Source organism: Streptomyces sp. NPDC025784 (assembly GCF_055558435.1).
This window is the reverse complement of record NZ_JBVHMN010000001.1, coordinates 918,299-929,166: the sequence shown is the minus strand read 5'-3', so window position 1 is coordinate 929,166 and position 10,868 is coordinate 918,299. Positions and strand designations below refer to the sequence as shown.

Sequence of the window (10,868 nt, the reverse complement as noted above, 5' to 3'; positions counted from 1 at the left end):
GTCAGGTGCCGCCGCCGACGGCGCACACTTCGTAGGGGACCTTGTGCTCGTCCAGATCGCGCAGCGCCTGAGCCGACGCCCCGTCGTCGACGAGGACCAGGTCGAAGCGGGACAGCGGGGCGACCCGGTGCAGGGCGACCCTGCCGAGCTTGGTGTGGTCGAGCAGCAGGATGTTGCGGGCGGCCGAGTCGAGCATGGCGCGCTTCACGGACACGATGTGCTGCTCCTGGTGGTACGCGTACCCGCCGAAGACCGCGGACGTCGACGCGAAGCACACGTCGACGCGCAGCGACTGCACCGCTTCCACACACGACACGCCGAGGAAGGAGGAGTGCAGCGGGTCGTAGTCGCCGCCCAGCGCCATCAGATGGATGCCGCGCCGGTCGGAGAGCAGGTTGATCGCCTCCAGGAAGTTGGTGACGACCGTGAGCGGGGTGATGTCGCCGGCCCTGAGCCCGCGGGCTATCTCCAGCGCGGACGTCGAGTCGTCGAGGAGGACGGCCATGCCGGGCTCGACGAGGCTCAGCGCGTGCTCCGCGACGGCCGCCTTCTGCGGGCGCATCGACTTCAGCCGGTACTGCACGTTCGACTCGAACACCCCGGACGGCTGCGCGGTCACCCCGCCCCTGAACTTCCGTACGATTCCCTGCCGTTCGAGCTCGTCGAGGTCCCTGTGTATCGTCATCAGGCTCACCCCGAAGCGTTCGGCCAGCTCGGCGGCGGTCGCCGATCCGTCGGCCAGTACCTGCTCGGCCATGGCGGCCTGGCGGACCGCGGGGCCCTGGGGTGCGCCACCGGTGTTGCTGCTGCTCATTGCCCGATCCTTCGTCCTGGACGCTCCGGCCGGTCGGCCTCGAACAGCAGCAGGTTCTCAGGCCTGACGGTCAGCCGTACCGGATCGTCGGGACGCAGGTGTGTCGCGTCGGCCCGGGGCACGACCAGCGACACGTGCTGCGAGCCCAGCCGGACGGTGACCTCGACGGCCCGGCCGAGCACCTCGGTGACGTAGACGGTGCCCGTGAGCTCGTGGCCGTCCCCGCCGAGCGCCAGATCGCGCGGGCGCACCCCGGCCAGTACCTCGGTCCCCGCGGCGGTCCGTGCGGCGACGGGCAGGTCGAAGGCCCCGTCCACGGCGCGGAAGCGGCCGTCGTTGGTGATCGTCCCCGGCAGCAGGTTGATCCGCGGCCGGCCGAAGGCCCGCGCGACCTCGGTGTCGCGGGGCCGGTACCAGATCTCCTCGCGCGTCCCGGTCTGCACGATCCGGCCGTCCCGGATGACGCCGATCCGGTCGCCGAGCGCCAGTGCCTCCACGGAGTCGTGGGTGACGTACAGCGTGGTGGTGCGGCGCACGGCGCCGATCGCCTTGAGTTCGGCGCGCATCGACTGGCGGAGCTTCGCGTCCAGGTGGGAGAGCGGTTCGTCGAGGAGGAAGGCACGGGCCGGCCGCACCAGTACCCGGCCGAGCGCGATCCGCTGCCGCTGCCCGTTCGACAGCGCGCCCACCGGCCGGTCCAGCAGCGCGCTGATGCCGAGGAGTTCGGCGATCGCGCCGACGCGGTCGCGGGCCTCGGACGCGGGCAGCCGGTGCCGGGGCGAGCGCAGCGGGGAGGCGAGATTGTCGTACGCCGAGCGGTGCGGGTAGAGCGCGTAGCTCTCGAAGCACATGGCGACACCGCGGTCGTAGGGTTCGACGCCTGCCATGTCCGTGCCGTCGAGCTCGACCGTGCCGGAGTCGGGCTGTTCGAGTCCGGCCACCGTCTTCAGCGTCGTCGTCTTGCCCGCTCCCGAGGGCCCGAGCAGACAGAAGAACTCGCCTTCCGCCACGTCCAGTTCGAGCCCGTCGAGGGCCGTCCTGCGCCCGTACGCCTTGCGGATACCGCGCAGCGCGATCGCCGCGGGCCGCGCGGACGCGTTCAGCACGTCGGAGACGCTCACGACTTCACCGCCCCGAAGGACAGCCCGCGCACCAGATAGCGCTGGATGGTCAGCGCGAGCAGCAGCGGCGGCACGACGGACACGAGCGCGGCGGCGGCCGTCAGGTTGTACTTGGGCCGGTCCCCGCCGAGGAAGGAGAGCGCGCCCACGGTGACGGTCTGCGCCTGCGACGAGGTGAGGATGAGGGGGAAGACGAAGTTGTTCCAGGCGAAGATGAACGCCAGCAGCGAAACGGCCGCGATGCCGGGCTTGACCAGCGGCAGGGCGACCCTGAAGAAGGCCTGCTTGCGGGTGTAGCCGTCGAGGAGTGCGGCCTGTTCCAGCTCCGGGGTCAGATCGGCGAAGTACGACCGCATGATCCACACGATCAGCGGAAGGGTGATCAGCTGCAGCACCCACACCATGCCGACGTAGGTGTCGAACAGGCCGAGCTTCTGGTAGAGCACGAACAGCGGGATGATCACGGTGAGTTCGGGGGCGAAGCGGAACGACAGCAGCGTGAACATCAGGTTCTCGGAGCCCTTGAACCGCCATCGTGCCGAGGCGTACGCCGCCGGGAGGCCGACGACGAGGGAGAGCGCCACCGCGCCGACCGACACGACCAGGCTGTTGACGAAGAACCGCACGAACGGGATGCCCTCGCTGTCCCCGAGCACGGTCCGGTACGCGTCGAGGGTCGGAGTGAACGAGAAGTAGGTGCTGAAGAGCTGGTCGGCGGGCTTGAGCGAGAGGATCGCCATCCAGGCGATCGGGAAGAGCGCGAAGACGAAGTAGAGGATCAGCGCGGCGTCCGCGAGCCACCCCCACAGCCTTTTCCTGCCGGTCATTCGGTCACCTCCGCGGCCCGGCGCTGGATCTTGCCCAGACGGCGGACCAGTACGGTCGCCGCCAGATAGACCACGGCCCACAGCACGACGGTGTAGCTGATCCCGAAGGAGTACCGCTGGAAGCGGATCGCCTCCAGGTAGGCCCGGATCTGGAGTACGACGGTGGAGTCGCCCGGCCCGCCCTCGGTGAGGGCGTAGATGATGTCGAACACCTTGAGCGAGTCCATGAACCGGAAGATCACCGCGACCAGCACGTACGGCCACAGCATCGGCAGCGTGAGCCGCCGGAAGGTGTACCACCAGCCGGCGCCGTCCACCGCCGCCGCCTCGAAGGGGGAGACGGGCAGCGAGCGCAGCCCGGCCAGGGCGAGGACCGCGACGAACGGCGTGTACACCCACACGTCCACGGCGATCGACGACAGCAGCGCGCCGGTCGGGGTGTTGGTCCACTGCACCCCGCCGAGACCGAACGGTTCCAGCAGGTGGTTGACCACGCCCACCGACGGCTGGAGCATCAGCTTCCACATGATCGCGGCGATCACGGGGGCGATCATCAGCGGCAGGATGAGGATCTTCTCCAGGACCCGGCCGACGCGTGTGGAGCGGTGCAGCAGCAGCGCGACACCCACCCCGAGCACGGTCTCGGCCGCCGCCGCTCCCACCGCGTACAGGGTCGTCACCCAGGCGGAGTTCCAGAAGGCTTCCTGGGTGAAGACCGTGCGGTAGTTCTCGAAGCCCACCATGTCCGGCTGCGGTTTGCTCGCCGAGAAGTCGAACACCGTGTAGTAGAGGCCGAGGCCGAAGGGGTACAGGATCCCGCCGGTCAGCAGCAGGGCGGGCACGATCAGCAGGTACGGGCGCAGACCGCGCCGCCAGCGCGGTACGGCCCGTACCTGCCGGGTGCCCTCCTCGTGGGAGGCCGCCCCGTGGTCGGTCTCCTTCAACGAGGTCGTCGGGGGCATCGATCTCAGCCCACCTTGGCGGCGAGGTCGCTCGCCAGTCCGCCGAGGACGGACTTGGCGTTCTTGCCGCCGTAGATCTCCTGGAGCGCCGCCGCCCAGCTCGTCGTCGCGTCGAAGAACTGTTCCTGCGGAGTGAACTGGATCTTCGTCTGGTCGACGACCGTCTCGAAGGTGTCGATGAAGCCCTCCAGATGCCTCATCTTGTCCTTGTACGCGCCGTCCTGACTGATCGACCTGCGGACCGGGTCGATGTGGTTGTGGGTGATCGCGCCCTTGCGCAGGTGTTCCTTGCCGGTGGCCCACTGGAGGAACAGCCAGGCCGCGGACTTCTTGCCGCTCTTGGCGTTCATGCCGAGCGACCAGATCCACATGTTGGTGGCGAGGGAGCCGCCGGGCCCCTTCGGACCCGGGTGGAAGGCGATCTTCCCGGACGCGGGGCTCGCCCCCGCCACGGCCTGGAAGTAGGCGGCCGTGTCCGCGTCGAAGAGCATCCCGGCCTTCTTCGCCCCCAGGTCGCTGGAGCACTGGTACCAGGTGTACGAGGTCCAGGACGGCGGGCCGCCCTTCTTGACCATGTCCGCCCAGTCCTGGGTGAAGGCGACGGCCTCCGGGCTGTTCATGGCGGGCTTGAGCCGGCCGTCGGTGACGGTGAAGTCCTTCAGGCCGTTGCGCGCGTACATCGTCATGAACCCGGGGTGGATGGTCGCCCAGCTGCGCGAACCGCGCACCGCGATCCCGTACATCCCGTCGAACCCGGCGCCGGGCGCCTTGCGCTTGATGACGGAGGCCAGTTCACGCAGTTCGTCGAAGCTCTCCGCGGGCTTCAGCCCGAGCTTCCTGAACACGTCCGTGTTGTACGCGACCACGTTCGTCTCCCAGCCCCACGGCAGCGCGTACTGCCCGCCCCGCCCGAGCGGCGCCCCCGCCTTCAACGACCACTGGTCGGCCTGGAGGAGGTTGGGGAAGAAGTCGTCCTGGTCCCATTCGTCGCCGGTGGCCGAGGAGTTGCGCATCCACGGCCCGAGATCCTCCAGCCATCCCGGAGGCCCGTACTGCCACACCATGTAGGCGCCGAGCATGAACACGTCGTACGAGGCGCGCCCGCTGGACAGGTCGACGGTGAGCTTGTCGAAGTAGTTGTCCTCGGGGAAGACGTCGTACTCGACCTTGATGCCGGTCTTCTCGGTGAACGTCTTGAGATCGGCGATCAGGGCGTCCGTGTACGGGTGCTTGTTCAGCAGGGCCTTGACCGTCCTGCCCTTCTCCCGCTTCCAGTCGAAGGAACCGGTGACGTCGTCGGCGGCCGAACCGTCGCTCTTCTTGTCGTCCCCGCCGAACCCGGCGCCGCAGGCCGTCAGCAGCGGTGCCGAGGCGGCCGCGGCGGCCAGGGTGAGGAAGCGCCGGCGGTCGTGCACGTGCATGTCCATCCGTGACCTCCACGTCGGTACGGTCCGGTCCGGTTAACACGTCGAGTCGACTCGTTAACAGAGGGTGTAACGGCGGGGGTTGACCGTCAATCCCTCGCGCAGGGGAAAATATCGGGGCAGAGTGTGAAGTTCACAGTGCCGGTCGCGATGTGGGAGGTCCTCATGGAGGAAGCCGGGACGGCATGGCTCGGCGTCGACCTCGGCACGCAGAGTGTCCGCGTCCTGCTCGTCACGGGCGACGGCACGGTCCTCGGCAGCGCCGCCGCCCCGCTGCGCGGGCGACGCGCGGGAGTACGGCACGAGCAGGATCCGGGGGACTGGTGGGACGCGGTGTGCACGGCGTCCCGGGCCGCGCTCCGCGGCCGCCCGCGGGTGCGGATCGGCGGGCTCGCGGTGTGCGGCACGTCCGGGACGGTGCTGCTCGCGGACGCCGCGGGACGTCCGGTCGGCCCGGCCCTGATGTACGACGACGGCCGCGCCGCCCAGGACGCCGACCGGGCCCGCGCGAGAGGCCTCGTGGTCCAGAACGCCTGGGGTCTGCCGAAGGCGCTCTGGCTGGCCCGCGAGCACGCGACGGGCGACGGGCGCGCGGTCCGGCTGATGCACCAGCCCGACGTGATCGTCGCGCGGCTCACCGGCACGCTCCCGCCCACGGACTCCAGCCACGCCCTCAAGACCGCCTACGACGTGGAGCACGGCACCTGGCCGCTCGTCGCGTTCGCCGAACTGGGCCTCGAAGCCGGGCTGTTGCCCGATGTCGTCCGTCCCGGGACCCGGATCGGCGAGGTCTGCGCGAGCGCCGCCGAGCGGACCGGCATCCCCGCCGGCACCCCCGTCGTCGCCGGGATGACCGACGGGTGCGCGGCCCAGATCGCCTCCGGCGCCCTGCACGAGGGCTCCTGGAACTCGGTCCTCGGGACGACGCTCGTCCTCAAGGGCGCGGCCCGTCGGCCGGTGCGGGACGCCACCGGCGTGGTCTACAACCACCGTGCGCCGGACGGGGGATGGCTGCCGGGCGGCGCGTCGAGCGTCGGTGCCGGTGCGCTCGCCGTGTACTTCCCCGACGCCGAGCCCGCCGCTCTGGACCGGGCCGCCGCCGCCCACGAACCCGCGTCCGTCATCGCCTATCCGCTGGCCTCACCCGGCGAACGTTTTCCCTTCCTCGCCCCCGAGGCCACCGCCTTCGTCCTCGGCAGCCCCGCCTCGGACGCTGACCTGTGGGCCGCCCTGCTCCAGGGCGTCGGCTTCGCCGAGCGTCTCTGCCTGGACACCCTGCACTTCCTCGGAGCCCCCATGGACGGCACGCTCACCTTCACGGGCGGCGCCGCCCGCAGCCCGTACTGGAACCAGCTCCGCGCCGACATCCTCGGCCGCCCCGCCCGGATCCCCGAGGAGACCGAACCCGCCCTGGGCATGGCCGCGCTGGCCGCCCACGGCACCGGAGCGGCGCCCACTCTCGCCGGGGCGGCCGACCGGATGGTCCGTGTCCGCACGGTCGTCACCCCCCGCCCCGCCCGCACCGCGCTGTTCGCCGCGTCCTACGCGCGGCTGGTCGGTGAACTGGAGCGGCGCGGCTGGCTGGCCGCCTCCGTGGCCGCGCACGCGCGCTCGCGTCTCGACCTCGGTGGCACGGGCTCATGAACGCGTCCTGGCCTGGATACTGCGGGCTCATGAGGACCACGAGCACGACCATGCTGCTGGCCCGGCACGGGCAGACCGTCTGGCACGCCGAGAACCGCTACGCCGGAGTGAGCGACGTCGCCCTCACCGACGAGGGGCGCGCCCAGGCGGAGGCCCTCGGGCGCTGGGCCGCCGCCCACCCCGTCGACGCGATCTGGACCTCTACCGTGTCCCGCGCCATCGCCACCGCCGGACCCGCCTGCCGGGTCCTCGGCCTCACCCCGCACCGCGAACCGGCCCTGCGCGAATGCGACTTCGGCGTCGTGGAGGGCCGTACGCTCGCCGAGTTCGAGGCCGAGAACCCGCAGCGTGCGACGGCCTTCCGGACGGATCCGGTGTCGTACCCCTTCCCGGAAGCGGAGGACCCGCGCACCGCCGCGGCCCGCGGCACGGACGCCCTGCGCCGCATCGCCGCCGCCCACCCCGGCGAACGTGTTCTGGTCGTCGCCCACAACACCCTGCTCCGCCTGGTGCTGTGCTCCCTCCTGTCGGTCCCGCTGAGCGAGTACCGCCGCGTCTTCCCTCAGCTGCGCAACGCGGCGGTGAGCGAACTCCGCTTCGAGGACGGACGCGCCGCCCTGCTGTCGCTCAACGTCCCCTGCTGAGCGACCGGCCCGCCCGCGTCAGTGGCGTCCGGCGGGCGCCCCGGGACGGGGGAGGCCCCCGCGAGTCACGTCCTCGCGGGGGCCTCCCGTTCATCCGCCTGCCACGTGAAGGGTGAGAAGACGATCACGAGCAGGACGCTTCATACCCGGCTCAGCGGCCCGGCAGCAACACGTCGGCGCGAGACGTGGCCGCTTCGTGACGCCGGGCCACGTCCTGCCAGTTCACGACCTGCCACATGGCCTCGATGAAGTCGACCTTCTGGTTCTTGTACTGGAGGTAGAAGGCGTGCTCCCAGGCGTCGAAGACGAGGAGCGGCACCGACCCCTGGCCGACGTTGCCCTGGTGGTCGTAGATCTGCTCGACGATCAGACGCCCGCTGAGCGGCTCGTGGGCGAGGACGCCCCAGCCCGAGCCCTGCGTGGTCGCGGCGGCCTTGGTCAGCTGGGCCTTGAAGGCGGCGAAGGAGCCGAACGACTCGGTGATGGCGTCGGCCAGGCCGCCCACGCCGTCCGCCGCGAGCGGTTCGCCGCCGCCCTCGCCCGTCATGTTGTGCCAGTAGATCGAGTGCAGGATGTGGCCGGACAGATGGAAGGCCAGATTCTTCTCCAGGCCGTTGATCGAGCCCCACGCCTCCTTGTCGCGCGCCTCCGCGAGCTGCTCCAGCGTGTCGTTGGCGCCCTTCACATAGGCCGCGTGGTGCTTGTCGTGGTGCAGCTCGATGATCTCTGGGCTGATCACGGGGGCGAGCGCGGAGTAGTCGTACGGAAGTTCAGGGAGCGTGTAGACGGGCATGGCGGGTCCCCTCCGACCTCTTATTGCAAAAGACTTGCAAGTGCACGCTAGCAGCAAGAGGGTGGGGGTGCGTGCCTGGGCACGCCGAAGGGGCCCTCGCGCGGAATCCGTCCTCCGCGCGAGGGCCCCTCGGTGATGCGTGTGATGTGTGTCAGACGCGGGTGCGCGCCTTCGCCCGCTGCCAGGCGTAGCCGACGACCGCCAGGAACACGGTCATGCCGCCGGTCGAGTACAGCTGGACCCGCGTGTCGGGCTCCCGCGCCATCAGCGCGAAGATCGCCGCCATGCCCGCCAGCGCCACCCAGGTCAGCACCGGGAACGCCCACATGCGCACGACCAGCTTCTCCGGTGCCTCGCGCTCCATGCGGCGGCGCAGCAGCAGTTGGGAGACCGCGATGAAGATCCAGACCACCAGGATGACCGCGCCGATCATGTTCAGCAGCCACGGGAAGACGTCGTCCGGCCGCCAGTAGCTGAGCAGCACGCACACGAACCCGAACACGCTGGAGGCGAGCACCGCGATCCGCGGCACCCCGCCGGACGCGCGGCCCAGCACCTTCGGGCCCTGCCCGCGCTGCACGAGCGAGTACGCGATGCGCGAGGAGCCGTAGATGTTCGCGTTCATCGCCGACAGCAGGGCGGCGAGGATGACCACGTTCATCACCTGGCCCGCGCCGTCGATGCCGATGTGCTGGAGCGCGGCGACGTACGGGCCGGCCTGGACGACCGCCGGGGAGTCCCACGGCACGAGGGTGACGACGACGGCCATCGAGCCGATGTAGAACAGCGCGATGCGCCACATGGCGGTGCGGACGGCGCTCGCCACGCCCCGGACCGGGTTCTCCGACTCGGCCGCCGCGATGGTCACCGTCTCCATGCCGCCGTACGCGAACACCGAGGCGAGCAGTCCGATGACCAGTCCCTCACCGCCGTTGGGCAGGAAGTCGGTCAGGTTCGAGGTGCCGGGCGCGTCCGTGTCCGGCAGGACGCCGGTGATGGCCAGCACGCCGAGCACCAGGAACAGCGTGATCGCGCCGACCTTCAGGGCGGCGAACCAGAACTCGAACTCGCCGAAGTTCTTCACCGCGGCCAGATTGACCCCGCAGAAGACGACCATGAACAGCGCCACCCACGCCCAGGCGGGTGTGCCGGGCAGCCAGCCGGTGACGATCTTCGCGGCGCCGATGCCCTCCAGGCCCACGGCCGTGCACAGGAGCACCCAGAAGGACCAGCCTGCGGTGAAGCCGGCCCAAGGGCCGATCGCGCGCTCCGCGTGCGCGGAGAAGGAGCCGGACGACGGATACGCGGCCGACATCTCGCCGAGCATCCGCATCACCAGCATGACGAGCAGGCCGGACACGGCGTACGCGATGACGATCGAGGGCCCGGCGGCGGCGATGCCCGCCCCGGAGCCGACGAACAGGCCCGCTCCGATGACACCGCCGAGGGCGATCATCGAGAGGTGGCGCTGCTTGAGCCCGTGGGAGAGGGCGACGTCGGCTTCGGGTGCGGCGGTCGGCGCGTCGGGCGGTGAGTCGAGGGTGGTGCGGGACATGAGAGCGGGTGGTCCCTTACGTTGCGAGTGCAAAAACTCCGCCAGTCTGGGCGGCCTCCCCGCTCGGCGGGAGAGACCGCCCAGTATCCGGACACTCGTCTCACGTCGTGTAGTCGCGCACTCACCGGCCACGCGCTGCGGTCAGGGGCTCGCGGGCGCCCCCACCAGGTGCTTTCGCACACTCACGCGGCGACCGGCGTGTAGTGCGAGGCGTCCCCGGTGATCGAGTAACTCTCCTTGCCCTCGATGCCGACCGGCACGTCACCGGCGACGGTCACGCGGTGCAGCCGGCGCGGCAGACCGTCGTAGTTGTCGATCGCGTAGTGCTGAGTGATCCGGTTGTCGAACAGCACCAGCTGGCCGGGGGACCAGCGCCGGCGCAGGACGTTCTCCGGGCGGGTGACGTACGCCTGGAGCAGGTCGAGGATCTTGCGGGACTCGCCCACCGACAGCCCCACGATCCGCTGCGCGAACCCGCCGATGAACAGGCCGCGTTCGCCGGTCAGCGGGTGGACGCGGACGACCGGGTGGGCGGTGCGGTACTTGATCGACGTGAACTGGGCGCGCTGCGCGGCCTGCTCCTCGTCGACCTGCTCCTCGGGCACCGCGTAGTCGTAGTCGTTGGTGTGCTCGGCCCACAGGGTGTCGGCCAGCGCGCGCAGCGGCTGCGGCAGGTCGCGGTAGGCGGCCGCCGCGTCGGCGATGAGGGTCTCGCCCCCGTACGGCGGGACGGTGATGCTGCGCAGTGTGCTGGCCTGCGGCGGGTTGAGGACGAAGGTGACGTCGGTGTGCCACTGGTTGGCGGCCCGGCCGCGTTCGCTGTCCACCGGCAGCACGTTCGGGGCGCCGTCCACCGCGGGCACCGTCGGGTGCGCGGTGGTGATCTCCCCGAAGTGCCGGGCGAAGGCCTGCTGGCCCTCGTCGTCCAGGTCCACCGCGTCGAAGACGAGCGCCTTGTGGATGTTGAGGGCCTCACGCAGCGCGGCGACGGTCGTCTCGTCGAGCGGCGCGGCGATGTCGATCCCGGACACCTCGGCGCCGATGTGCGCGGTGACCTTGCGGATCTCGATGTCGGGCATGACAA

Annotated in this window: 10 protein-coding genes; 2 read left to right on the top strand and 8 right to left on the bottom strand. The window is 70.6% G+C overall.

Annotated features, from left to right (window positions below):
- Position 1 precedes the first annotated feature (1 nt).
- The 5 genes from ACZ4IF_RS04060 to ACZ4IF_RS04040 are packed head-to-tail and all read right to left on the bottom strand — an operon-like array spanning position 2 to position 5,151.
- Positions 2–814, bottom strand: a complete 813-nt coding sequence (locus ACZ4IF_RS04060; RefSeq protein ID WP_345641634.1) for a DeoR/GlpR family DNA-binding transcription regulator — start codon at positions 812–814, stop codon at positions 2–4.
- Positions 811–1,935 carry an ABC transporter ATP-binding protein gene (locus ACZ4IF_RS04055; RefSeq protein ID WP_467559300.1) on the bottom strand — a complete coding sequence of 375 codons (1,125 nt, stop codon included), beginning with the start codon at positions 1,933–1,935 and terminating at the stop codon, positions 811–813. The genes ACZ4IF_RS04060 and ACZ4IF_RS04055 overlap by 4 nt, the downstream gene beginning before the upstream one ends.
- On the bottom strand, positions 1,932–2,762 hold the full coding sequence (locus ACZ4IF_RS04050; protein ID WP_095934349.1) for a carbohydrate ABC transporter permease: 831 nt from the start codon (positions 2,760–2,762) through the stop codon (positions 1,932–1,934). Before ACZ4IF_RS04050 ends, ACZ4IF_RS04055 begins: the two co-directional genes overlap by 4 nt.
- The gene (locus tag ACZ4IF_RS04045) at positions 2,759–3,724 is read right to left on the bottom strand and encodes a carbohydrate ABC transporter permease (protein ID WP_359487089.1); all 966 of its coding nucleotides are present in this window, start codon (positions 3,722–3,724) and stop codon (positions 2,759–2,761) included. The genes ACZ4IF_RS04050 and ACZ4IF_RS04045 overlap by 4 nt, the downstream gene beginning before the upstream one ends.
- A gap of 5 nt (positions 3,725–3,729) precedes the next feature.
- Entirely contained in the window at positions 3,730–5,151 is a 1,422-nt protein-coding gene (locus ACZ4IF_RS04040) for an ABC transporter substrate-binding protein (protein ID WP_467559297.1), read from the bottom strand.
- 147 nt (positions 5,152–5,298) lie between these two features.
- On the opposite strand from ACZ4IF_RS04040, the gene ACZ4IF_RS04035 reads away from it, so the two are divergent.
- The gene (locus ACZ4IF_RS04035) at positions 5,299–6,792 is read left to right on the top strand and encodes an FGGY-family carbohydrate kinase (RefSeq protein WP_467559954.1); all 1,494 of its coding nucleotides are present in this window, start codon (positions 5,299–5,301) and stop codon (positions 6,790–6,792) included.
- Positions 6,793–6,821: 29 nt separating this feature from the next.
- Positions 6,822–7,436 carry a histidine phosphatase family protein gene (locus tag ACZ4IF_RS04030; RefSeq protein ID WP_467559295.1) on the top strand — a complete coding sequence of 205 codons (615 nt, stop codon included), beginning with the start codon at positions 6,822–6,824 and terminating at the stop codon, positions 7,434–7,436.
- A 151-nt stretch (positions 7,437–7,587) separates the two neighbouring features.
- Here ACZ4IF_RS04030 and ACZ4IF_RS04025 read toward each other — a convergent pair whose 3' ends face one another.
- The 3 genes from ACZ4IF_RS04025 to ACZ4IF_RS04015 all read right to left on the bottom strand — a co-directional run bounded on the left by ACZ4IF_RS04025 (position 7,588) and on the right by ACZ4IF_RS04015 (position 10,863).
- Positions 7,588–8,229: a superoxide dismutase gene (locus ACZ4IF_RS04025; protein ID WP_467559293.1), complete on the bottom strand. Its 642-nt coding sequence runs from the start codon at positions 8,227–8,229 to the stop codon at positions 7,588–7,590.
- A 151-nt stretch (positions 8,230–8,380) separates the two neighbouring features.
- Positions 8,381–9,784, bottom strand: coding sequence for an amino acid permease (locus ACZ4IF_RS04020; RefSeq protein WP_467559291.1), 1,404 nt, complete (start codon positions 9,782–9,784; stop codon positions 8,381–8,383).
- Positions 9,785–9,966: 182 nt separating this feature from the next.
- Positions 9,967–10,863, bottom strand: coding sequence for a TauD/TfdA dioxygenase family protein (locus ACZ4IF_RS04015; RefSeq protein WP_467559289.1), 897 nt, complete (start codon positions 10,861–10,863; stop codon positions 9,967–9,969).
- Positions 10,864–10,868 lie beyond the last annotated feature (5 nt).

Excerpts from the sequence above, each read along its gene's own strand:
- ACZ4IF_RS04060 (WP_345641634.1), bottom strand. The coding sequence starts at position 814 with ATGAGCAGCAGCAACACCGGTGGCGCACCCCAGGGCCCCGCGGTCCGC.
- ACZ4IF_RS04015 (WP_467559289.1), bottom strand. The coding sequence starts at position 10,863 with ATGCCCGACATCGAGATCCGCAAGGTCACCGCGCACATCGGCGCCGAG.
- ACZ4IF_RS04050 (WP_095934349.1), bottom strand. The coding sequence starts at position 2,762 with ATGACCGGCAGGAAAAGGCTGTGGGGGTGGCTCGCGGACGCCGCGCTG.
- ACZ4IF_RS04030 (WP_467559295.1), top strand. The coding sequence starts at position 6,822 with ATGAGGACCACGAGCACGACCATGCTGCTGGCCCGGCACGGGCAGACC.
- ACZ4IF_RS04035 (WP_467559954.1), top strand. The coding sequence starts at position 5,299 with ATGTGGGAGGTCCTCATGGAGGAAGCCGGGACGGCATGGCTCGGCGTC.
- ACZ4IF_RS04040 (WP_467559297.1), bottom strand. The coding sequence starts at position 5,151 with ATGGACATGCACGTGCACGACCGCCGGCGCTTCCTCACCCTGGCCGCC.
- ACZ4IF_RS04025 (WP_467559293.1), bottom strand. The coding sequence starts at position 8,229 with ATGCCCGTCTACACGCTCCCTGAACTTCCGTACGACTACTCCGCGCTC.
- ACZ4IF_RS04045 (WP_359487089.1), bottom strand. The coding sequence starts at position 3,724 with ATGCCCCCGACGACCTCGTTGAAGGAGACCGACCACGGGGCGGCCTCC.
- ACZ4IF_RS04020 (WP_467559291.1), bottom strand. The coding sequence starts at position 9,784 with ATGTCCCGCACCACCCTCGACTCACCGCCCGACGCGCCGACCGCCGCA.